The sequence below is a fragment of the Desulfovibrio sp. genome, from assembly GCF_041907885.1.
Classification (GTDB): Bacteria; Desulfobacterota; Desulfovibrionia; order Desulfovibrionales; family Desulfovibrionaceae; genus Desulfovibrio.
The window spans coordinates 44,414-66,109 of the sequence record NZ_JAYRGM010000013.1 but is presented as its reverse complement, the minus strand read 5'-3'; the positions used below and the strand labels follow the sequence as shown (position 1 = coordinate 66,109).

Below are 21,696 nucleotides of genomic sequence, written 5' to 3'. Positions count from 1 at the left end.
ATCCTCACTGCTGAAAGTTATGCAAGCATTTTCTTGAGTTCTGTTATGGAAGGAACTTTCCCCACCACTTTAACATCGCCATCTACCACAAGAGCCGGTGTACTCATGACACCAAACTGAAGCATGCTCGAAATATCGCTAACTTTTGATATTTCATACTTAATCCCAATCTCCTGTGCGGCAGATTCCGTGTCCTTCATCAGTTTTTCACATTTGGAGCACCCAGGGCCAAGAACAATAATTTTTTTCATGGTATCCTCCGGTTAATCGCAATGTGTCCATGGTGTGTTTTGAAAAAGCTATGGCAGGTACAGGCCTGCCTGACTGGTCATGGCTCGCCAGATGGCCAACAAATAGCCTGCCCACGCAACCGTGCTGTCCAGAAAGCCTTTTACAGTGCTGCGTGTTCGGCAGTTTTTTGAAATGTCACCCGTGGCAGAATCTGAAAACTTGGCTATTTGGCAAAATAGCCAATCATTGACGCCGAAAAAACTACTTCAAAAGGCCAATTTGCTCGATGGCCGATGATTCAATAATTTTTTCCGTACATGCCAAAAATGAGTTCAGGCAAGATAACGTGAGCTTGTAATATACACTTGTGCCCTTTTTTTCTGTGGAAACAACACCTGCTTCCTTAAGAACACCCAAATGTTTTGATATTGTTGACATGTCGCAGCCAACAATCTGTTGCAATTCGCACACGCATTTTTCGTTTTCCCGAAGAGCAGTAACCATTGTCAATCTGCTTGGATGCCCCAAGGCTTTAAATATCTTTGCTTGTGCAGCTATATACCGTTGGTTTTGAATCATGTCAGATCTTCCTCGCGCTCACGTCAATGCTTTGAAAAAAATGTATTCAGCGCAAGCTTGCAAAAGAAACCGCAATAAAAAACAGCCCAATGACCACAACAAGGCCACCAGCCATTTTTCTTCCAACCACAGTGGCCGATTTCATTCCCTTTGCCGTAAGAAGGCCTTGCGCAATTGCAACAGAGCTGCCCGCAACAATAATCGGCAGGCAATGACCAAACGCAAAGCTGAAAATCAACGCTATACCTTTCAGCTGCTGCCCCTGCCCCATGGCCATTGCCAGAATAGGAGCTATGAAGCCAAATGTGCATGCGCCAGAAAGAACCCCATATGCCAAACCTAAAATGACTGCTCCGCCATATCCACGCATTTTTATATTACCATACCGCCCCGATGGCAGCGTACACAATTGCACCCCAAGGAGGTTAAGCCCCAGCCACACAAAAAACACGCCAATGGGAATTCCCCATAAAGGAGAGACATCACCAAGTATTCTCCCCAGCCAAGAGCAGACAAACCCGATGAAGGTGATTGAAGTAAAAAGCCCGAAGCTGAACATGCACGCGTACCCGGCCGCTTTTTTGCCATCCACAAGGGTGTTTTGCCCTGCTACATATCCAACCATCAAGGGGATAGATGCCAGATGGCAAGGGCTGAACAGCACGCTGACAATGCCCCACAAAAAGGAACCTGTAACGGCCCATGCAAAGTCACGCACCATCCAGTCATTAATGGTCAACAAAAATTGATCAAACATCATTTTTCCGAGAGAAGCTGATCAAGAATCGTCTTCATGCTTTCTTCATCAAGAAACCCTTGATGCCTTTGTGTTTCAACACCTTTTTTGTTGTAAAAAATCTGCGTCGGAATGGACTGTATTCCAAATTCCTTGCCTACTTCAGGGTTTTTCCAGACATCAATAAACACCACGGCGGCCTTTCCCGCATAGTCTGCTTTTACCTTTTCAAGCACAGGCGCCATCATCTTGCACGGGATACAGGACGTTGCGCCTAAATCTATGACCGTTACAACATTATTTTCTACATAATCAGATGTTGCTGCATCGGCGGATCCAATAAACAAAAATGACAGAATAAATACCATTGCGAATCTTTTGAACATACTTTCTCCTAATGTTAAGCGCTCTCGTTGGCAGAATAGACATTGAAGCCGTTTAAGCTTTCGGTAGATGCGCAAATTTTCTACAATTTCATGTCCATTTTCCATTCAATATTCAGTTAAGACAATTTCACAAGAATCAGCCCATCGAGACGCAGTTGATCTCGCAGACAACCGAAGCATGCGGCCCATCAGCAGGGTTTTTTGAATCTGGCTGCCTGTCCTTGCATCACTAAGCAATATTTCAACTACATTTGAACATTGTCAAGCAAGCATTAGCACGCGTTACACCCCCCACCCGAAATTATCATCTTAACTTACCATAATAACTATGAATTATAAATATTAACAAACAATTTTCCTACGCAATTAGCAATATTGCAGCCAAAGTAGTGATACTGGGTGACGGGCCAAACTCAGGTATGCATTCTGCTTGCCCCCTCCAATGACTGCCGCATGAAATGTGGGGGGGGGCTGCTGTGTCACGCATTCCTTCCCGCAAACGACCTCAATATTTCTTGCGTGACCGTAAAACAGACTTTCTGGGGGCAATCGGATATGCACAAGCAACCGGCAGCCCCAAAAACAAATACCTTTCACGGCTTTTCTTTGCGGGCTTGCCTTGCCGACCGCTGCAATTTTTGCCATGATGGTTCTGACGCTTCTGCCGGTTTTTTCGCCCCAAATACCCTTGTCCGGCGCAACAATCCCTTGAGGAGGGCAGCATGCTTACCCCCAACCAGTGTGTGCTTTACAGCGGCGGCGCCGCAGGAACAGAACAGTTCTTCGGCGCGTTGGCCGAGAGCTGGGGTCTGGAAGAAGTAAACTACAGCTTTGAAGGACACCAGATTGAACGCACGCGCGGTGTGCGGGTGCTCACTTCCGAAGAACTGGCCCTCAAGGACGTAAGCCTGACGTACGTTTCGCGGCTCATGAGCCGCGAATACACGCGTGCGCCCCTTTTTCGCAAGGTTTTGCAGTCCATCTGCTGGCAGGTCAGCAGCGGGGAGCAGATCATCGTTATCGGCGCGGTACAGCCCGATGGTACGGTCAAGGGCGGCACAGGCTGGGGTGCGGAATTTGCCAAAATCTGCAACAAACCCCTGCTTGTTTTTGACCAGCCCAAGAATGCCTGGTTTTTCTGGGACAAGGACAACTGGACCCAGACCGACGAACCCCGCATCACCCACGCCCACTTTGCCGCCACCGGCACCCGTTTTCTTGAAGACAATGGCCGCGTAGCCATTCAGGACCTGTTTGCGCGTTCTTTTTCGCGCTAGCAACATAATCCGCTTTTGCTGAAACGGCCCCTGGCTGACAAACGGCCAGGGGCCGCGCTTGCGGCAGTGGCTGGCTTGCATGCCCTGTCCCGCGCAGTGTTTCAGCCCGCATTACCGGAGAATTCATGAGCCGTCAGTTTACGCCCGCAGAACAGGCTGTGCTGCGCATCGTGCAGTCCAACCTGCCTGATTCGCTTACTCCATACGCCGACATCGCCGAAAAGGCGGGCATGACAGAAGCCCAGGTACTTGAGCTGCTTTGCTCACTCAAGGAATCTGGGGCCATTCGCCGCTTTGGCGCCAGCATAAAGCACCAGAAAACCGGCTGGACGCACAACGCCATGGTGGCCTGGAAAATCCAGCCCGACCTGGTGGAAGCCTGCGGCGAACAGGCCGCCCTGCACAACCATATTTCGCACGTCTACTACCGCCCAAGCTCTGCGCCCGACTGGCCCTATGAGCTCTACACCATGATTCATGGCCGCAGCGAGGCGGAATGCCTTGGCGTGGTGGAAGACATCAAGCGCGATACCCCCCTGCGCGAGCACGCCGTTTTGCGCAGCCTCAAGGAACTGAAAAAAATTTCCATGACCTATTTTGCCTGATACAAGGAGCCTTTGATGGACACCACTTCTCGGCAGCTTTTTGAAAAAGCCTGCGCTGTCATTCCCGGCGGCGTCAACAGCCCCGTGCGCGCCTGCCACAATGTGGACAGCCAACCCCTGTTCATTGCCGAAGGCCACGGCTGCCGGATTACCGATGTGGACGGGCGCGAGTACATCGACTTTGTGCTTTCGTGGGGCCCCATGATTCTGGGCCACGACGAGCCTTCGGTGACAAAGGCCGTTTGCGAGGCTGCGGCACGCGGCACCAGCTACGGCGCCCCCTGCCCCGCAGAGGTTACCCTGGCGGAAGAAGTGGTTGCCGCCATGCCCAGCCTTGAAATGGTACGCATGGTCAACTCTGGCACAGAGGCCACCATGAGCGCCCTGCGGCTGGCCCGCGCCGCCACCGGCAGAGACAAGGTGCTCAAGTTTGTGGGCTGCTACCACGGCCATGCCGACCCCTTCCTTGCTGCCGCCGGTTCCGGTCTTGCCACATTTTCCATCCCCGGCACGCCCGGTGTGCCCGCCGCCGTGGTGGCCGACACCCTGCTTGCGCCCTACAACGACATCGAAGCGGTCAAGGCCATCTTTGAACAGCACGGCGCAAGCATTGCCGCCATCATTGTGGAACCCATCGCCGCCAACATGGGGCTGGTGCTGCCCAAGCCCGGTTTTCTCGAAGGCCTGCGCGCCGTCACCCTGCAATACGGCAGCCTGCTGATCTTTGACGAGGTCATCACCGGCTTTCGCGCGGCCTTTGGCGGTGCGCAGGCCCGCTATGGCATTGATCCCGACCTCACCACCTTTGGCAAGATCATTGGCGGCGGCCTGCCTGTGGGAGCCTTTGGCGGCAAGCGCAAGTACATGGAAATGATCGCTCCCAGGGGCGGCGTGTACCAGGCGGGCACGCTTTCGGGCAATCCGCTGGCCATGGCCGCAGGCATTGCCACCATGCGCTACCTCAAGGCTGCCGACTACGCGGCGCTTGAACAGCGCACCCACGCCTTTGCCATGGAACTGCGCGACATTCTGGCTGCCAAGGGTGTGCCGATTCAGATGCCCACCATCGCCTCCATGTTCTGCCCCTATTTCAGCGAGCAGGAAGTGACCGACTTTGCCACGGCCAAGCTGTGCGACCAGAATATCTTTACCAGCTTCTACAAGCAGATGCGCAATCAGGGCATCTACCTTGCGCCCTCCGGCTACGAAACCGGCATGGTTTCCTTTGTCCACACCGAAGACGATTTCGGCAAGGCTCTGGACGCTGCCCGCAAGGTGACATTCTAAACGCTGAACACCAGGGGGAGCGGAATGCTCCGGCTCCCCTTGGCGTTTTGCCGACAACCGATCTGGTATTTGCCCAAATTGTTGCCCTTGCACCCTTGTTTGCAGGGTTCAACCGCCCCTTCATGCACCATGCCCCTGCTGTGCGCCCCAACAGACAGAAGCCCGGAGGCTCCTTGCACAGCCCTCACCGCACCCTCTCGCTTGCCTGTTACGCGCTCAGCCAGTCGGCCCTGCCCCTGGCGCAGCGTCTTGCGGCCTGCCTTGCAGCCACACCGTGGAGCCCGCCCCGGCAGCTGCCGCTCACGAACGTAGCCGCGTCAGATGCACTAACCCAGACAGCGCTGTTTGCCCCAGCCCGGTTTTGTCCCGCCGGGGCCTCGCCCTTTGAAAAAATCGGCCCGCTTTTGGCAGAAACCTACCCCCGGTTTGCCGCCCACGCCTTTATTGGCGCTACAGGCATAGCAGTGCGGGCACTTGCGCCGCTGCTGCAACACAAAAGTACCGATGCCCCGGTGCTGGTGCTTGACCCGGCCGGGCAGCACGTCATCAGTCTGCTTGCCGGTCACTGGGGCGGCGGCAACGCGCTGGCCCGCCATGTGGCCGCCCTGCTGGGGGCCGTACCTGTCATCACCACAGCCTCTGATGCCTCACCCGCCGCACCGCCCTCGCTCGATCTGCTGTTGCGCGACGCGGGACTGCTGCCCGTGGACTGGAACCGCCTGCCCGCAGCCCAGGCCGCCCTGCTGGAGGGAGAGCAGCTGTCCCTTTGGGATCCCTGCCGCGCCGTGCCAGACCACCCCGCCCTGCTGCGCCTGCCAATGACAGAGGGCGCTACAAAGGCTGAAACAGACACAATCCCCCTGCCGCCCGCTCATGCTGGCCCGCTGGTGGCAGCACACTGGCGGCGGCTTGAACCACGGCCAGCAACCTTGCGCGTGGCTGTTCCCCGGCTGGTGCTGGGGCTGGGCTGCCGTAAAAACATTTCCGCAAGTCTGGTGCAGGAAGCTGTGCGAGGACTGCTAGAACAGTACGGGCTGGAGCCCCTGGCCCTAAGCGCCCTTGCCACCGTGCATGAAAAATTGCAGGAACTAGCCCTGAAAACGCTGGCCGCAAGTCTGCATCTGCCTCTACTGGGTTTTGCCGCCGCCGATCTGGCGCACTGCCCCACGCCCAACCCGTCTGCCGCCGCAGGCAGGCGCTTTGGGCAACAGCCTTTCAGCGTATGTGAAGCCGCCGCCCTGCTGGCGGCCGCGCAGATTTTTCCGGCGGACACGCCCCGTCTGCTCCTTCCCAAAACCACAGCACAGGGGCAGCTGACCATGGCAATTGCCGTGGCAGATGCCCCCACAGACAGGATTATTCAATGACCCCAGCAAGTTTGCACGTTGTGGGCCTTGGCCCCGGCGACGCTGCATGTCTTACCCCGCAGGCCCGCACGGTGCTTGCGCAGGCCTCCTGCGTGGCCGGATACAACCTGTACATGGAGCTTGTCCCGCCCGAATTACTGGCAGGCAAGCAGTGCATCAGCACCGGCATGCGGCATGAAGAAGAACGCTGCGCCGCAGCGGTGGATGCGGCCCTTGGCGGCCAGCCCACGGCCCTTGTGTGCTCTGGCGACCCCGGCATTTACGCTCTGGCAGGCCTTGCGCTTGAAGTACTTGAGGCCAGGGGCCTGGTGGGCACAGTTCCCTTTGGCGTTGTGCCTGGCGTGCCCGCCGTGTGCGCGGCTGCCGCCCTGCTGGGCGCACCCCTCATGCACGATTTTGCCTGCATCAGCCTGAGCGATCTGCTTACCCCGTGGGAAACCATTGTGCGCAGGCTCAATGCCGCGCTAGAAGCCGATTTTGTCTGCGCCATCTACAATCCGCGCTCCAAGGGCAGGGCACATCATCTGGAACAGGCCCTGGACATTGCCCGCAGATTCCGCGCGCCGCACTGCCCCGTGGGCCTTGTGCGCAAGGCTTTTCGCCCCGGTGAGGAGGCCCGTGTATTTCGCCTGGACCAGTTTGACGCCACCCAGGTGGACATGCTCTCCATCCTCATCATCGGCAATGCCGAAAGCCGCGCACTGGGCAATTTCATGCTGACACCACGGGGCTACGCCCGGAAAAAAGGGTCTGATCTTGGCAACTTATCAAAATAGTTGGTATGGCATTTCGGCATAGTCATTGACACACTGCACCGAGGGCCGTAAAATCCTACCAATTTGTTCCCATCTGCCGCACACTAAGGAGGTCTGCCGTGAAGAAAGTTCTGGTTCTTACCTGTATCATGGTGTTTGCCCTGGCTCTGGCCGCTTTTGCCGCCCCTGCCGCCCCTGACAAGCCGCTGGAATTCAAGGGCTCCCAGAAGACTGTCATGTTCCCGCACGCGGTGCATGCCAAGGTTGAATGCGTTACCTGTCACCATCTGGTGGACGGCAAGGAAAGCTTTGCCAAGTGCGGCAGCTCCGGTTGCCACGATGACCTCACCGGCAAGCAGGGCGAAAAAAGCCTGTACTATGTGGTACACACCAAGAAAGAACTCAAGCACCCCAACTGCCTCGGCTGTCACTCCAAGGTCGGCGAAGAAAAGCCCGACCTCAAGAAGGACATGACCGGTTGCGCCAAGTCCAAGTGCCACCCGTAGTCTGCCTTACATTTTTATGTCAGAAAGCCGCCCTCGGGCGGCTTTCTGCATCTCACGGCCAGCACAGGTCAGTTGCAGGCAAAAATAAATCGTACCGCGCGGCATTCTCTATACCGCTAAATTTTTCACCAATCCGTAATTGCGGGCATTCTTGAGCAGACTGTTTTGGCGGGTTTGCGTCTTTTGCCATAAACTGATACGAAAATCTGTCGTTTTTGCAGTATGAAACGAGATATTTTGCATGATTCCGGCCTTTGGCCGCTGCACATAACCCACGAGGTGGCGCATGGTTGCCCAGAACACCGCTGAAACCGATGAACAAATCATCGATCTCACAGAACTGATCGAAAAAGGCGCAGTTCCGGCAAACGATCCGTCCGTGCAATCCCGGTCCCACGCAGCCGCCGAGGTTGAAGCCGAAAAAGAGGAGCTTCAGGAACATCTGCGAGATCTCAACGATGGTACCCCCGGGGCTGATGCAGAAATTGACGACCTGCTCGCCCAGATGGACATCAAGGCTGACGGCCAGGAAGACCCCGCCGATGTGGCGCTGGACTTTTCTGCCCCCTCCACGCAGACAGACCATCACATCGACCCCAACGAACAGCTCAATATGCCGGGCATGGGCGATGTGGATAATCTTTTGAATTCGCTAGATATTCCGCCACAACCCTCAGAGCGCGAGGCCGATGTGGCCACGCCCGAAACACCCGATCAGGCCGTGGATGCCCTGCTGAACGATTTCAACGCGCCAGCACCGGCTGCCGCCCCTGCGGCGGATCATGACGTGCCCGATCTGGACGAACTGCTGGCCTCTGCGGCAGCCATGCCGCAATCCGGCACGTCCAGCCAGATTGACGATCTGCTCAACGAGGCGCACCCCGCCCCTGCGCCGGCAGCTGCCGCTGCGCCTCAGGCCGCATTTTCTCACGACGACCTCGACAGCCTGCTTGACGCCGCCGCCGGTGGTCATGCTGCTGGTGGCCAGGCCGCTGTCCCAAGCCCCATACAGACGGCAGAGCCCGCGCAGCAGCCTGCGCCTGTGCCGCAACACGTGCCGCAACACGCGCAAGGCGCGGGCATGGATATTGACATCGACAGCCTGCTTGCTGCGGCGGCCAGCGACATGCAGCAAGGTTTTGATGCCACGCAACCTCAGGCAGTTGCCGCAGCGCCCGCCGCCGAGCCCGTTGCTGCGCCAAGCCCCGCACCCGCGCAACAGCCCGCTCCCGCCGCACCAGCGGATATGGGCATAGACATTGACAGCCTGTTGGCCGCAGCGGCCAATGATCTGCAACACAATGCCGAGGCCGCCCAACCCGCAGCTGGCCCGGCTCCGACATTGGCTCCCACACCGGCTCCGGCAGCAGCGCCAGCCGCCCCTGCCCCCGCCATGTCCAACGACGATCTCGACAGCCTGCTTGCATCGGCAACAGCCGGGCTGGATGTGCCCCCAAGCCCAGCACCCGCGCAACAGCCAGAGCCCGCTGCGCCTGCGGATATGGGCATAGACATCGACAGCCTGCTTGCTGCGGCGGCCAGCGATTTGCAGCAGAGCCTAGACTCTGCACAGCCGGATACGCCAGCCCAGCAAGAGGTTGCACCCACGGCTGCCCCCCTGCCCGATATGGGCCTGGACATCGACAGCCTGCTTGCTGCGGCCAACGACACCGCGCAGCCCGCCGCCGTAGAGCCGCAACTGGCTCCCGAAGCCGCCGATCCCTTTGCCGCAGCTCAGGAAGCTGCGGCCACAGCCGCGCCCGTGCAGCTGGAACCAGAGGTTGCGCCAGAGCTGGAACTTGAACCAGCGCCAGAGCCGCAGCCGGAGATTGTGGAAGTTTTGGCGCAAGATTCCACGCCGCAAACTGCCGCAGATGCCGACGTGGAAACTGCCCCTGAAACAACGGCTGACATAGAAGCCCTGATGGCTGCCGCCTCTGGCGAAGCCCTGGCAGCAGAAGGTTCGGAAGATCAGGATATTCCCGCCGATTCGGCAGATGATCTGCTGGCGGCCATGTCTGCCGATCTTTCTGCGCAGCCAGAAGCGGATATTTTGCCAGAAGCAGGCGCGGACGAGCTGCCCATTGCAGACCATGACTTGCCTCTGGCAGAAAGTGAGCTGCCCATTGCAGAGCTTGAACTGCCTCTGACAGAAACCGATCTGCCCATGGTGGAACCGCTTACGGAACCGGCAGCGGAATCTGATGCGGATTTTGCGGCAGAACAGGCCCTTGCGGCAGCCCATGAACCCGATATGCTTTCGCAAGACCCTTTTTCGCAAGACCAGCTGGTGCAGGATATGCTGCCCGAAGCCCCCGAATTTGACACTTCCCCGGCAGTGCTTGCGGCACAGCAGCAGGACGATTCCGACCCTGCGGGGACAGAATCACAGGCCGCGCTGGAAGCGACCCTTGCAGCTGTTTCTGCCGAGGCCCTTGACGCCGTGATGGCCCAGGCCAACGAAGCTTCTTCGCACGCGCTTGATGCCTTTGCCCAGGCTTTTGACGCATCATCACGCGCGGCAGACGCTGCCGAAGCCGTTGGCTCTCTCGCCGCCCGTGTGGAACAGTGCGAAAGGTCGCTTCAGGAGGCTGGTGACCGCATCATAGCGCTCGAAACCGCCCTGGAGTCACAGATCGCGGCCTCACATGATCTGGCCGCAACAGCCCTGCCCCGGCAGGAGCTGGAGGGCTTGTTTATGGAAGAGCATCCCCTGCACCAGGGCCTCATGGAATGTATCAGCAGGGCCGTTGCCGAAGCCCTTGCCGCTGCACCGGCCCCGGCATCTGCCCCGGCGCTGGCCGCAGCCCCGCAGCCAGACATGGCACAGGTGCAAGCCCTTATTGATGAGCGGCTGCAACCGGTCATTGCTGCGGCTCGCAGCGCCAATGCGCGCATTGATGCCTTGGAGACCCGCCTGGACGCACTTGAACCCCGCTTTAACGACAGGGTTGAAAAGGCCGCCGCAGCGGCGGCGGCTCGTATCCTGCGCGAAGAAATCAGCCGCCTTCTTGAAGAATAGCAGGCGGCTTTGCCCCCGCACCCCGGCAGGCGCCGTGGTGCAGGCTACCGGTTGCAGCACATCCGCATGCCCGGCGGCAGCCATACCGGCCTTGCCAATGACAGGCGGAACGCATATGCTGTTGCGCGGTTTCGCGGGCGCTGTGCCGCGATTCTTACTACTAAAAAAAGGGGCGGGGGCTGTTGCTTCCGTTTCTTAACCCGTCCAGGCAATACCCGCTGTGGGTCTTGGCCATTCCCCAAAGGGACGGGTTTTCATTTTTGCCGTGCCCTGTAGGGCCGGAAGCTGAGGCTCAAATGGATAAGGATCGCAAGGAAGCCTTGCAGGTTGCCAAGGAACTGACCGCTAAATTCATTGAAACGCGCACGGTTTCCCCCAGCAATTTTGCCGAGGTGTTTCCCTCGGTCTACCGGGTTGTCTGCGCCGCCATCGGCGTGGATGCCGACCAGGACAAGGGCGGGAAATAACGTGGAACCGTCCCGCAACACCACCGCAGATTGCACAGCCAAGCCCGCGCACGACGCCGCCGTGGCTGGCATGTTTGGCCGCATTGTGCCCTTTTACGACCTGCTCAACAGGGTGCTGAGCCTCGGCCTTGACCAATACTGGCGCAAGGTGCTGGCGCAGAATGTGCGCCTTGGCGATACGGGCCGCGTGCTTGATCTGGCCGCCGGCACTCTTGATGTTTCGCTGGCCATCCGCCGCCGCTACCCCACGGCCGTTGTTCCGGCCATGGATTTTTGCCCGCCCATGCTGGTGCGCGGCAGCCGCAAGCTCAAGGACAACAACGCCCGCTGCATCCTGCCCGTGGCAGCCGATGCCAAGCGCCTGCCCCTGCCCGATGCCTCGGTTGACTGCATCACCATTGCCTTTGGCATACGCAACATCCTGCCCCGCGAGGCAGCCTTTGCCGAAATGCTGCGCGTTCTGCGCCCCGGCGGCAGGGCCTGCATTCTTGAATTCGGCTCTGGTCAGGAGCGTATCTGGGGTGGGCTGTACAACGTGTACCTCAACCATCTGCTGCCGCGCGTTGGCAAAATTTTTTCCAAAGATCCCGGTGCATACGAATACCTTGCCGATACTATCCGCAAGTTTCCGTCTGCTCTCAGCCTTGAAAAAGAAATGCGCACCGCTGGCTTTGAACGCGCATGGCACGAAAAGCTCACATCGGGCATCGTTTGCCTGCATGTGGGAGAAAAAGCCCGCTAGACATCACGCCCGGCATGGATGCGGGCGGTCACAGGGCGGCAGTAAGGCGGGGTACGAAGTTTAACGGCAGCCCAGGGCCACAATCCCAAGCCCCACGGCCAGGGCCACAAGCCCCACGGCACGCAGGCGGCTTTCTGGCTGCGGCAGCAGTTGCAACAGGGCACGCCGCATACCGCCGGGAAACAGTGTCCAGCAAAGGCCCTCAATGATGATGGCCAGCCCTAGGGCGCGCAAAAACAGAGTGTAGTCGAATTGCATGGTTTTCTGGTGACGGAAAATCCCTGTTTTGTAAAGGAACGAATCATGGCTGCTTGCATGGCCCCGCACACAGGCAACACCGCGCCCGGCTTTTTTTGCACCGCTGGGGCCGCCACGCCCGCGTTGCGCCCTTGCCAGTGCCAGCAGGAGCGCGAAACCCTGTGAGCCTGCTGCTCTGCGCTGCCACCGGGCCGGAGCTGGCTGGCCTTGTACCCGGATTTGCGCCAGCCGGATTTGTGCCGGATAAAATTTCTGCTCCCACGGCCAGTGCGGCAAAAAGCTGGCCAGAAATGACCCTTTGGCCCCTGCGCCTCAAATGCGGCCCGGCATTGTGCTGCATCACCGGTGTGGGGCCGGTCAACGCGGCGCTGGCCACCGGCATTGCCCTGACCAGGGCAATGGCAGAGGGCACGCCCGTTACGGCAGTGCTCAATGCGGGGCTTGCCGGTGCTTTTGATCTGGCAGAGCACCCCCTGCTGGCCCTGTGCCATGTGCGCGAGGAAATCTGGCCCGAATACGGCCTGCACGATGGCCGCTCGGTAACGGCAGAGGCCTTTGGCTTTCCGCAGTGGCAGCCCCCGCAGGGGCCAGCGGTGCGCGACCGCATTGCGCTTGCCGGACTTGAGGCACTCGAAACTTTTGGCGCGCACCAGCACGCCCCGGCCCTGTTGCCCTGCACCTCGCTTACCGTGGCCGGGGTAAGTGCCAGCTTTGCCAGAGCCGCCGATCTGCGCGCCCGCTATGGCGCGGGACTTGAAAATATGGAAGGCTTTGCCGTGGCGTATGCCTGCGCCCGCATGGACATTCCCTGTGTGGGCATACGCAGCGTTTCCAACAAGGTTGGCCCGCGAGCCCAGGACGAAAAGGATTTTCCCGGTGCGCTGGCAGCGCTCACGCGGGTATTGCCCGCGCTTAACCTTATCTGAGTAGCATATGATCCAACTGAAAGCACGTCTGGCTCTTGAGCTGCCCGGCATCAACCGCGCCCTGAACAAGGCCGTGGACACCCTGCCGGAACCTGTACGGCCCGTGGCCCGCCACATTTTTGATGCGGGCGGCAAACGCCTGCGCCCCCTGCTTACCGTGCTGACCACGCGCCTGCTGGGCAACGGAAGCAAAAACATACAGGATCTGGCCATCACGCTGGAAATGCTGCACGCCGCAACCCTGCTGCACGATGACGTGCTCGACAATGCGGTGAGCCGCCGGGGCAAACCCGCCGCGCACACGCTTTTTGACGTTTCGAGCGTTATTCTTGCGGGCGATGCCCTGCTGGCCGGGGCCAACTCCCTGGTTGCAGACTATGGCGACACCCGCCTGACCCGCTGTTTTTCAGAGGCCACCAGCCGCACGGCGGCGGGCGAAATACTTGAAATCGCGGCCCAGCGCCGCGTGGATTCAAGCAGCGCCGACTATGAAGACATGGTTCGCGGCAAAACAGCATGGCTAATCCGCGCTGCCTGCGAAATGGGTGCTCTAGCCGCCGGGGCAGACGACGCCTCTGTGGCGGCAGCCGCCGCCTACGGCGAAAATCTCGGCATGGCCTTCCAGATGGTGGACGATGCCCTCGATTTTGCGCCCGAAAGCGTCACCGGCAAGCCCACGGGCGGCGATGTGCGCGAGGGCAAGCTTACGCCGCCCTTGCGCCTGTACCGCGACAGCCTGAATGCCGAGGAACGCAGCGCCTTTGACGCCGCCTTCTGCGCCGGGTTGATGACCGAAGCCGACGCCGCCAGCATTGCCGAGAGCATCCGGCAGGCCGGTTATGACGACGCTGTGCGCCGTCAGGCAGATGAATTTCTTGACGCGGCAAGGCAGGCATTGGAAACTCTGCCTGACAGGCCGGAGCGTGAGCTCATGCGCCAAATGGCCGACTACGTGCGCGACAGAAAAAAGTAAGCAGCCAAACCAAGAGGAATGCAAACCATGCTCTATAGGGTGGAAACCGGCCCCCGCGCCGGACTTGACGATACCCAGGGCCGCAAGACGGCCCAGCACCTGCGCAAGGCGCTGAACATTTCTGTTTCCGGCGTCCGCCAGATCAAGGTATTTACGGTGGATGGCCTTGATGCCGCGCAGGTGGCGCGCCTGCTGGACGAAAGCATCTGGCACGACCCCATTCTTCAGGAAGCCTCGCTCGAGCCGCTGCCCCTGCTCGATACCACGGCCGACTGGTTTGTGGAGGTGGGTTTTCGCCCCGGCGTGACCGACAACGAGGCCCGCACCGCGCGCGATACCGCCGCCATGGTGCTGGACATTCCGCGTGACAGCCTGCGTGTGTACACTGCCGTGCAGTACCGCATCAGCAGTGACAAGGCCGCGCCCCTCACCCACGAACAGGTGGACATGCTGGCCCGCGACCTTTTGTGCAACACGCTCATCCAGCGCTACCGCATCAAGAGCCGCCAGGAATGGGACGCCCAGCCGGGCTTTGAGGCGCAGGCCGCCAGGGTAACGGGCGAAATCAACGAGGCCGTTGACACCATCGCCCTGTCAGCCATGGATGACGAGACCCTCACCAAGGCCAGCCGCGAAAACACCTGGGCGCTGAATCTCAAGGAAATGCACTGCATCCGCGAGCAGTTCACCGCCCCGGCAGAGGCCGACCGCCGCAAGGCGCTGGGCCTGCCCGCCGACCCCACAGATGTGGAAATGGAAGTGCTGGCCCAGACATGGTCCGAGCACTGCAAACACAAAATCTTTGCCTCGCGCATCAATTATACCGATACCGCCACGGGCCGCAGCGAAGTGGTGGATAACCTTTATAAAACCTGCATCCGTGATGCCACGGCCATGCTGCGCGAGCGCATGGGCGAAAACGACTACTGCAAGTCTGTTTTCAAGGACAATGCGGGCGTTATTTCGTTCATCAACGGCTACGATGCCTGCATCAAGGTAGAAACCCACAATAGCCCTTCGGCGCTCGACCCTTACGGCGGCGCACTTACCGGCATTGTGGGCGTCAACCGTGACCCCATGGGCACAGGCATGGGCGCAGAGCTGGTGTGCAACACCGACGTGTTCTGCTTTGCCTCGCCCTTCCACGACAAAAATCTACCCCCGCGCCTGCTGCACCCCCGCCGCGTGCTTGAAGGCGTGCGCGAAGGTGTGGAACACGGCGGCAACAAGTCGGGCATTCCCACGGTCAACGGATCGCTGGTGTTTGACGAACGTTACCTTGGCAAACCCCTGGTGTACTGCGGCACGGTGGGCATTATCCCCGCCGAACTGCATGGCCGCCCCGGCTGGTTCAAGCAGGCCGAAGAGGGCGATTATATTGTCATGACCGGTGGCCGCATCGGCAAGGACGGCATCCACGGAGCCACCTTCTCATCCGAAGAACTGCACGAGGGCTCGCCCGCCACGGCAGTGCAGATCGGCGACCCCATCACCCAGCGCAAGATGTACGACTTCATCATGCGCGCCCGCGACATGGGCCTGTACCACGCCATTACCGACAACGGCGCTGGCGGTCTTTCCTCTTCTGTGGGTGAAATGGCCGAAGACACGGGCGGCTGCGTGCTTGATATCGCCAAGGCCCCGCTGAAATACGACGGGCTGCGCCCCTGGGAAATTCTGCTCTCCGAAGCCCAGGAACGCATGACCCTGGCCGTGTCGCCAGAAAAACTCGACGAATTCATGGCCCTTGCCGCGCGCATGGATGTGGAAGCCACGGCCCTTGGCCGCTTTACCACCTCTGGCTATTTTGAGGTGCGCTACCACGACCGCCTCATCGCCTCCATGCCCATGGAATTCATGCACGACGGCGTGCCGCAGCTGGAACTTGAAGCAGAATGGAAGGCCCCCGAAACCACCGACATTACCGTGGACGTGGCCGCCGTTGAACACACCGCCTTTTTGCAGCGCATGCTGGGCACGCTCAACATCTGCTCCAAGGAATATATTATCCGCCAGTACGATCATGAAGTACGCGGCGGCAGCGTGATCAAGCCCCTGGTGGGCGTAAAGCGCGATGGCCCCGCCGATGCGGGCGTTATCCGCCCCTTGCTGGAATCGGATGCGGGCCTTGTGATTTCGCACGGTATCTGCCCCAAATTCAGCGATTACGACACCTACTGGATGATGGCCAACGCCATGGACGAAGCCATCCGCAATGCCGTGGCCGTGGGCGCAGACCCCGACGCCCTGGCCGGTGTGGACAACTTCTGCTGGTGCGACCCCGTGGTCAGCCCCTCCAACCCCGATGGCCGCTACAAGCTGGCCCAGCTGGTGCGCGCCTGCCGCGCCCTGCGCCAGTTCTCTCTGGCCTTCGGCGTGCCGTGCATTTCGGGCAAAGACTCCATGAAAAACGACTACACCGGCGGCGGCGAGCGCATTTCCATTCCGCCAACGGTGCTGTTCTCCATTCTTGGCGTTATCCGCAATGTCACGGGAACCCAGACCTCCGACTTCAAGCAGCCGGGCGACGCCATCTATGTGCTTGGCGGAACCTGGCGCGAAATGGCGGGCAGCGAAGCCGCCACAGAACTGGGCCTCAAGGGTGGCCGCGTGCCCCATGTGGACGCCGCCAGCGCCATGCAGCGCTACCGTGCTGTCAACGCCCTCATGGGCCAGCGCGCCTTTTCGGCCTGCCACGACTGCTCTGACGGCGGCCTTGCCGTGGCCATTGCAGAAATGTGCATAGGTGGCCGCCTTGGTGCAGAAATTGACCTTGACGCCGTGCCCGCTTTTGATGCCATGAACGTGACCGAACTGTTGTACAGCGAAAGCGCCAGCCGTCTGGTTGTGAGCGTAAAGCCCGACATTGCCATGATTCTGGATGCCTTTGCCCAGTGGCAGGTTTGCGCACGCATTGGCACGGTCACCGGAACCGGCCAGCTGGCCATGAAATCTGGCGACAGCATGATCATCAACGCCCCGGTGGAAGACCTGGCCCGCTCCTTCAAGAGAACGCTGGACTGGTAACACCGGCAAAACAGCTGAATATGTATTGGGGCAGATGGCTTGGGCCGTCTGCCCTTTTTTGTGCCCCTTTGCCGGACGGCCTGCCCGGCAAGGAACCACCTTTTTCATCCGTATGCGGGCATCGCCAATGCCCCCTTGGCTCGTGTGCTCTTTGCCACAGCCTGCCGCCGAATGCCCTCCCTGCTTGCCACCATTTTGGCCTGCGTTGCCCTGCGATTTCCTAGCTTCACACTGCAAATTTGGGAATTCTCTAGACTATTTTTTGTTTAACATGCTGAATTAAAAGAATTTATCTGTTTGACACGGGGCGTTTTTTTGCTGTATAGTCTCTTAACAAAGAACAGGCATTCCCCTGGGGAACCGATGGACGTGAAGCGCAAGGCGCGCTTGCTGCCATCATTGTAAGGTTTCTGGGGTCAGAACCGCGGGCGCGGTTCGCCCGGCAATTTCGCTGGTCAGCCTCGAACTCTAACAAAGGAACGATCATGAAGTATTCACGCTGGCCATTAGTGCTGGCGGCCATAGCCCTTGGCATGCTTTTGGCCCCACCCATGAACGCCGACGCGGCTTCACAAAGCGCTCCCTCTGATCAAAAGCACACGAACGCTGCCTCCCACGCCGCCAAAAAGTCTTCTGGCGACACTGATGCTCGCAAATCCAAACGCGACAAATCCAGTGACAAATCTGCCTCTTCGCACAGCTCGCGCTCTAAGCGCGATAAAGCTGAATCGCGCTCCAAATCCAAGCAACGCACCTCTTCCAAGCAGCCTGCGGCCATTGATGATGGCAGCAGAGAGAGCACCGACAGCCGCGATATCTGGCTGAAGCGCGCGCAGGAAAGCGAAATCATGACTGGCAAGGCCTCATGGTATGGCCGTGACTTTCACGGCGGCCCCACTGCCAGCGGCGACAATTACGACATGTACACCTTTACCGCCGCACACCGCACCCTGCCCATGGGCACGGTTGTTCGCGTCACCGACCAGGATAACGGCAAAAGCGTTATGGTCTGCGTGACCGACAGAGGTCCCTTTGTGCGCGGGCGGGTCATTGATCTTTCTTTTGCGGCTGCCCAGCAGATCGATATTGAAAACCGTGGCGTAAGCCGGGTTGAGCTGGAAGTTATCAGCGACGAGAGCGGCACACCCCTCAAGCCCGACGAAGCTTTTTTTGTGCGCTACAACGCAGCGCAGAGCGATGAAAAAGTCGGGCCCTTCCGCGCCTTTGCGGATGCCGCCGCCATGCACGAAGCGCTGCGCCAGGTTCACCCCGAGGCCGAAGTGGTCATAGACCAGTCGCGCTAGCAGCACACACCTTCGCACCGTGCAGGCCGCAAGGCGGCCCTCCTACGATTCAAAGATGCGTCCCCGACAAAAGCCGGGGACGTTTTTTTGTAACGTAACAGACTTGCCTAGCTGCTTCTTCCCCGGTATGAAATCAGTTTGCTGTTTCACACCAAGAAGGATGCCATGGGCTTTTTCTACAGTATTGTGTCGTCAGCGGCCTTTGGCCTGATTCCACTGTTTACCCTGCCACTCATGAAGCTTGGCGTATCTGGCGCAACGGCACTTTTTTACCGTTTTGCCATTGCCACTGTTGTTCTGGGCATTGTTCTTGCCATGCGCGGTGAACGGTTTCGGGCCCGTGGTATTGACCTGTGCAAGCTGGCGGGCATGAGTTTTATGTACACCATGGCGGCACTGCTGTTCTTTTGGGGTTTCAAGCACATGCCCAGCGGCGTGGTGGCCACAATACAGTTTACCTACCCTGTCATGGTCATGCTGATCATGACGGTTTTTTACCACGAGCGTTTTTCGTGGATAACGGCCTCGTCCATCCTGCTTGCCATTGTGGGTGTTTATCTGCTCAGCGCTGGGGGCAACGGCGATGCAGGCGCGGAGGCTGGCGTCATGAGCCTGCTGGCCCTTGCGCTGCTGCTGCTCTCTGCCCTTTGCAATGCGGTGTACATCACGGCCATCTACGCCGCACGTATTCCCAACATGAGCGGCCTTGTGATGACCTTTTATGTACTGGCATTTGGTGCGCTGATATCTGGCGGCAATTCGCTGCTTTCCGGCACTTTTCAGCCCCTGCATTCGTGGTGGGAGCTGCTGCTGGCCACCTTGCTGGCCGTGGTAACTGCCGTTGTATCAAACCTCACCCTTATTCTGGCCATCCAGCGCATAGGCTCCACCCTGACATCCATCCTTGGGGTCATGGAACCTGTAACGGCGGTGGTTGTGGGCATTCTGGTGTTCAACGAGCCCTTCAGCCTCTCGCTGGTGGCCGGTGTCGTCCTTATTGCAGCCTCGGTGGTGCTGGTGATGCTGGGCAGGCAGATCACAGAATTCCTGCAACGATTCAGGCACGCCTGATCTGATGATTGCCCGTGGCAGGAGCAAGCACACGCCCACGCCACGGGTTGTTGCAGATTTTTTCGCTACAGGCTGGCGGGCATGCCGCCAAGGCTCTTTGCCAGCAGGGCCGTGTAGCTCATCACCGCCATCCGTCCCCGCCCGTTGGCCTTCAGCGCCACGTTGCAGCCAGAACACGCGCAGACGAGCGCCTCAGCCTGCACATCCTGCGCTGCGGCGATGATACGCTCCGGCTGTTTTTTGCAGCACAGGCTCTGCGCAACATCAAGCACGGTCAGTCCTTCAATGGTATTCAAAAACTGCCGGTAGTGCGCCCAGTTCAGTTCTGTCTGCCGAAAATGCCTTTTGTACGAAGTATGGCAGCCCTCAAAATAGGCAACCCTCATGGGCTGCACCTCCAGGGTCTGCCCCTTGAGCGCCTCCAGCAGAACATCGAGAATATAGGCCTGCTGCGCCGAATTTTCACCAGTTACGGCCTGGGCCACATGGGCGCACCCTGCACAACAGTACGCAAGGCGCGCTGCCCCTTTTTGCGAGGCAGCGTCAGCATTGCCCCGCACATATCCCTGCATGGTTTCCAGCATCATGGGCCTGTCTTCTGCTGCAACCTGATGCATCATGGGCAGCCCGCAGCAGTTTTCCTTTTCCAGCCAGGTATGGCTGACGCCAAGAGTCTGAAAAAGCCAGGCCACCTCGCGCAGAATTTCTGGCGTGCTGAATGGCCTGTAGCAGCCAAATACCAGGGCCAGCTCTGCCTGCGAAGGTGCAGCGCCAAAACCGTTGGCCCCCAGTGCCATGGCCCGCAAAACCTGTGGCGCGCCATGCTGCCCGCTGGTTGCAACCGCCGCAAGCTGGGTATCCAGATCCCTGCCGCAGGCGCTTTTTTCTACCCAGGGGCTCAATTTGTCTGATGTTGCGCGCATGTCTGCTCCTGTATTTTTCTGAATTGTTCCGTCAAAACGCAAAAGGCCGCCCAAACTTTCGGGCGGCCCTGTAAACATGTATCTGGCTACTGTTACAGCCTTTCCACGACCTTGTCGCCCATTTCCTTGCAGCCCAGCAGGGTTTTGCCAGGTTCCATGATATCGCCGGTGCGGAACCCGTCTGCCAGGGTTTTACGCACTGCGGCTTCAATGGCGTCGGCTTCCTTGCCCATGTCAAAACCAAGGCGCAGCATCATGGCCCCGGAAAGAATGGTGGCAAGCGGATTGGCCTTGTTCTGGCCCGCAATGTCGGGCGCGGAACCGTGGATGGGTTCGAACAGGCCGGGGCCGGTAGCCCCCATGGAGGCAGAGGGCAGCATGCCCAGCGAGCCGGTGATGACCGAGGCCTCGTCGGACAGAATATCGCCAAAAATGTTGCCCGTGAGGATAACGTCAAACTGCGAGGGATCACGCACCAGCTGCATGGCGGCATTGTCCACATACATGTGGGTCAGCTCCACATCGGCATACTGGCGGTGCGTTTCGAGAACCACTTCCTTCCACAGGCGCGAGGTTTCGAGCACGTTGCTTTTTTCCACAGAGCACACTTTGCCCCGGCGCTTGCGGGCCGTTTCAAAAGCCACTGTGGCTATGCGACGAATTTCTTCTTCGTTGTACACCATGGTGTTGTAGCCGGTGCGCAGGCCGTCGCGCACTTCCTGCCCGCGTGGTTCGCCAAAATAGATGTCGCCGGTGAGCTCGCGCACCACCACAAGATCAAGGCCCTTGGCGGCGATGTCGGCGCGCAGCAGGCAGGCTCCCGCCAGTTCGGGCAGCAGCATGGCCGGGCGCAGATTGGCGAAAAGCGCCAGCTCTTTACGGATGCGCAGCAGGCCTTTTTCCGGCCTTTTTTCGGGAGCCAGGGCATCCCACTTGGGGCCGCCCACGGCTGCCAGAAACACCGCATCGGCAGCGCGGCACTTGCGCACGGTTTCTTCCGGCAGGGGATCGCCCGCGCCGTCGATGGCCGCACCGCCAATAAGGGCGGTTTCAAACACAAAATCATGGCTGAACTTTTCTGCGGCGGCCTTCAGAACCTTGACACCCTCGGCCAGAATTTCCGGGCCAATGCCGTCACCCGGCAAAAGGCAGATGGTCTTTTTCATGGTATATCCTTGAACTCAATTCTTTGTGTTGATGCTTATTTTCTCATATCTACCCGCCTACCAGCTATTTTTTTTACATAAAGATTTT

Annotated in this window: 21 protein-coding genes; 14 read left to right on the top strand and 7 right to left on the bottom strand. The window is 59.0% G+C overall.

The genetic code is table 11. From position 1 onward, the window contains the following. Positions 1–17: 17 nt before the first annotated feature. The 4 genes from ACE3NW_RS08375 to ACE3NW_RS08360 all read right to left on the bottom strand — a co-directional run bounded on the left by ACE3NW_RS08375 (position 18) and on the right by ACE3NW_RS08360 (position 1,932). Positions 18–251: a thioredoxin family protein gene (locus ACE3NW_RS08375; protein ID WP_374282333.1), complete on the bottom strand. Its 234-nt coding sequence runs from the start codon at positions 249–251 to the stop codon at positions 18–20. Positions 252–492: 241 nt separating this feature from the next. Continuing rightward, complete coding sequence (locus ACE3NW_RS08370; RefSeq protein ID WP_374282330.1) at positions 493–810, bottom strand: ArsR/SmtB family transcription factor; 318 nt, start codon at positions 808–810, stop codon at positions 493–495. A 46-nt stretch (positions 811–856) separates the two neighbouring features. After that, on the bottom strand, positions 857–1,567 hold the full coding sequence (locus tag ACE3NW_RS08365; protein ID WP_374282328.1) for a cytochrome c biogenesis CcdA family protein: 711 nt from the start codon (positions 1,565–1,567) through the stop codon (positions 857–859). Beyond that, positions 1,567–1,932: a thioredoxin family protein gene (locus tag ACE3NW_RS08360; protein ID WP_374282326.1), complete on the bottom strand. Its 366-nt coding sequence runs from the start codon at positions 1,930–1,932 to the stop codon at positions 1,567–1,569. The genes ACE3NW_RS08365 and ACE3NW_RS08360 overlap by 1 nt, the downstream gene beginning before the upstream one ends. A 722-nt stretch (positions 1,933–2,654) precedes the next feature. On the opposite strand from ACE3NW_RS08360, the gene ACE3NW_RS08355 reads away from it, so the two are divergent. The 9 genes from ACE3NW_RS08355 (at position 2,655) to ACE3NW_RS08315 (ending at position 11,960) form a co-directional block, all read left to right on the top strand. Then, positions 2,655–3,209, top strand: coding sequence for a hypothetical protein (locus tag ACE3NW_RS08355; protein WP_374282324.1), 555 nt, complete (start codon positions 2,655–2,657; stop codon positions 3,207–3,209). A 125-nt stretch (positions 3,210–3,334) separates the two neighbouring features. Next, on the top strand, positions 3,335–3,814 hold the full coding sequence (locus ACE3NW_RS08350) for an Lrp/AsnC family transcriptional regulator (protein WP_374282322.1): 480 nt from the start codon (positions 3,335–3,337) through the stop codon (positions 3,812–3,814). A 15-nt stretch (positions 3,815–3,829) separates the two neighbouring features. Beyond that, positions 3,830–5,101: a glutamate-1-semialdehyde 2,1-aminomutase gene (hemL, locus tag ACE3NW_RS08345; RefSeq protein WP_374282320.1), complete on the top strand. Its 1,272-nt coding sequence runs from the start codon at positions 3,830–3,832 to the stop codon at positions 5,099–5,101. 173 nt (positions 5,102–5,274) lie between these two features. After that, positions 5,275–6,468, top strand: a complete 1,194-nt coding sequence (locus tag ACE3NW_RS08340) for a cobalt-precorrin 5A hydrolase (protein WP_374282318.1) — start codon at positions 5,275–5,277, stop codon at positions 6,466–6,468. Beyond that, complete coding sequence (cobJ, locus tag ACE3NW_RS08335; protein ID WP_374282316.1) at positions 6,465–7,244, top strand: precorrin-3B C(17)-methyltransferase; 780 nt, start codon at positions 6,465–6,467, stop codon at positions 7,242–7,244. Before ACE3NW_RS08340 ends, cobJ begins: the two co-directional genes overlap by 4 nt. A gap of 98 nt (positions 7,245–7,342) precedes the next feature. Next, positions 7,343–7,729, top strand: coding sequence for a cytochrome c3 family protein (locus ACE3NW_RS08330; protein ID WP_374282314.1), 387 nt, complete (start codon positions 7,343–7,345; stop codon positions 7,727–7,729). A gap of 286 nt (positions 7,730–8,015) precedes the next feature. After that, a complete protein-coding gene (locus ACE3NW_RS08325) occupies positions 8,016–10,751 on the top strand; it encodes a hypothetical protein (RefSeq protein WP_374282312.1) in 2,736 nt (911 codons plus the stop codon). 296 nt (positions 10,752–11,047) lie between these two features. Further along, positions 11,048–11,218, top strand: coding sequence for a hypothetical protein (locus ACE3NW_RS08320; protein ID WP_168732437.1), 171 nt, complete (start codon positions 11,048–11,050; stop codon positions 11,216–11,218). Between the two features lies 1 nt (position 11,219). Continuing rightward, complete coding sequence (locus tag ACE3NW_RS08315; protein ID WP_374282309.1) at positions 11,220–11,960, top strand: ubiquinone/menaquinone biosynthesis methyltransferase; 741 nt, start codon at positions 11,220–11,222, stop codon at positions 11,958–11,960. A 60-nt stretch (positions 11,961–12,020) separates the two neighbouring features. Here the strand turns inward: ACE3NW_RS08315 and ACE3NW_RS08310 are convergent, their stop codons facing one another. Then, complete coding sequence (locus ACE3NW_RS08310; protein ID WP_374282307.1) at positions 12,021–12,218, bottom strand: DUF2065 domain-containing protein; 198 nt, start codon at positions 12,216–12,218, stop codon at positions 12,021–12,023. A gap of 161 nt (positions 12,219–12,379) precedes the next feature. Here ACE3NW_RS08310 and mqnB point away from each other — a divergent pair, with 161 nt between their 5' ends. The 5 genes from mqnB to ACE3NW_RS08285 all read left to right on the top strand — a co-directional run bounded on the left by mqnB (position 12,380) and on the right by ACE3NW_RS08285 (position 19,519). Further along, a complete protein-coding gene (mqnB, locus tag ACE3NW_RS08305; RefSeq protein WP_374282305.1) occupies positions 12,380–13,144 on the top strand; it encodes a futalosine hydrolase in 765 nt (254 codons plus the stop codon). Between the two features lie 7 nt (positions 13,145–13,151). Continuing rightward, positions 13,152–14,117, top strand: a complete 966-nt coding sequence (locus ACE3NW_RS08300; protein WP_374282303.1) for a polyprenyl synthetase family protein — start codon at positions 13,152–13,154, stop codon at positions 14,115–14,117. A gap of 27 nt (positions 14,118–14,144) precedes the next feature. Then, on the top strand, positions 14,145–17,144 hold the full coding sequence (locus tag ACE3NW_RS08295) for an AIR synthase-related protein (protein WP_374282301.1): 3,000 nt from the start codon (positions 14,145–14,147) through the stop codon (positions 17,142–17,144). 485 nt (positions 17,145–17,629) lie between these two features. Then, complete coding sequence (locus ACE3NW_RS08290; protein WP_374282299.1) at positions 17,630–18,448, top strand: septal ring lytic transglycosylase RlpA family protein; 819 nt, start codon at positions 17,630–17,632, stop codon at positions 18,446–18,448. 138 nt (positions 18,449–18,586) lie between these two features. Next, positions 18,587–19,519, top strand: coding sequence for a DMT family transporter (locus ACE3NW_RS08285; RefSeq protein WP_374282297.1), 933 nt, complete (start codon positions 18,587–18,589; stop codon positions 19,517–19,519). A gap of 65 nt (positions 19,520–19,584) precedes the next feature. Here ACE3NW_RS08285 and ACE3NW_RS08280 read toward each other — a convergent pair whose 3' ends face one another. Together ACE3NW_RS08280 and leuB are read right to left on the bottom strand one after the other, a co-directional pair. After that, on the bottom strand, positions 19,585–20,442 hold the full coding sequence (locus ACE3NW_RS08280; RefSeq protein WP_374282295.1) for a heterodisulfide reductase-related iron-sulfur binding cluster: 858 nt from the start codon (positions 20,440–20,442) through the stop codon (positions 19,585–19,587). Between the two features lie 92 nt (positions 20,443–20,534). Continuing rightward, on the bottom strand, positions 20,535–21,608 hold the full coding sequence (leuB, locus tag ACE3NW_RS08275) for a 3-isopropylmalate dehydrogenase (RefSeq protein ID WP_374282293.1): 1,074 nt from the start codon (positions 21,606–21,608) through the stop codon (positions 20,535–20,537). Between the last annotated feature and the right edge of the window lie 88 nt (positions 21,609–21,696).

What these genes read in the sequence shown, in the direction of transcription:
- ACE3NW_RS08375 (WP_374282333.1), bottom strand. Translation starts at nt 251, where the DNA reads ATGAAAAAAATTATTGTTCTTGGCCCTGGGTGCTCCAAATGTGAAAAA.
- ACE3NW_RS08370 (WP_374282330.1), bottom strand. Translation starts at nt 810, where the DNA reads ATGATTCAAAACCAACGGTATATAGCTGCACAAGCAAAGATATTTAAA.
- ACE3NW_RS08365 (WP_374282328.1), bottom strand. Translation starts at nt 1,567, where the DNA reads ATGTTTGATCAATTTTTGTTGACCATTAATGACTGGATGGTGCGTGAC.
- ACE3NW_RS08360 (WP_374282326.1), bottom strand. Translation starts at nt 1,932, where the DNA reads ATGTTCAAAAGATTCGCAATGGTATTTATTCTGTCATTTTTGTTTATT.
- ACE3NW_RS08355 (WP_374282324.1), top strand. Translation starts at nt 2,655, where the DNA reads ATGCTTACCCCCAACCAGTGTGTGCTTTACAGCGGCGGCGCCGCAGGA.
- ACE3NW_RS08350 (WP_374282322.1), top strand. Translation starts at nt 3,335, where the DNA reads ATGAGCCGTCAGTTTACGCCCGCAGAACAGGCTGTGCTGCGCATCGTG.
- hemL (WP_374282320.1), top strand. Translation starts at nt 3,830, where the DNA reads ATGGACACCACTTCTCGGCAGCTTTTTGAAAAAGCCTGCGCTGTCATT.
- cobJ (WP_374282316.1), top strand. Translation starts at nt 6,465, where the DNA reads ATGACCCCAGCAAGTTTGCACGTTGTGGGCCTTGGCCCCGGCGACGCT.
- ACE3NW_RS08325 (WP_374282312.1), top strand. Translation starts at nt 8,016, where the DNA reads ATGGTTGCCCAGAACACCGCTGAAACCGATGAACAAATCATCGATCTC.
- ACE3NW_RS08320 (WP_168732437.1), top strand. Translation starts at nt 11,048, where the DNA reads ATGGATAAGGATCGCAAGGAAGCCTTGCAGGTTGCCAAGGAACTGACC.
- ACE3NW_RS08310 (WP_374282307.1), bottom strand. Translation starts at nt 12,218, where the DNA reads ATGCAATTCGACTACACTCTGTTTTTGCGCGCCCTAGGGCTGGCCATC.
- ACE3NW_RS08300 (WP_374282303.1), top strand. Translation starts at nt 13,152, where the DNA reads ATGATCCAACTGAAAGCACGTCTGGCTCTTGAGCTGCCCGGCATCAAC.
- ACE3NW_RS08295 (WP_374282301.1), top strand. Translation starts at nt 14,145, where the DNA reads ATGCTCTATAGGGTGGAAACCGGCCCCCGCGCCGGACTTGACGATACC.
- ACE3NW_RS08290 (WP_374282299.1), top strand. Translation starts at nt 17,630, where the DNA reads ATGAAGTATTCACGCTGGCCATTAGTGCTGGCGGCCATAGCCCTTGGC.
- ACE3NW_RS08280 (WP_374282295.1), bottom strand. Translation starts at nt 20,442, where the DNA reads ATGCGCGCAACATCAGACAAATTGAGCCCCTGGGTAGAAAAAAGCGCC.
- leuB (WP_374282293.1), bottom strand. Translation starts at nt 21,608, where the DNA reads ATGAAAAAGACCATCTGCCTTTTGCCGGGTGACGGCATTGGCCCGGAA.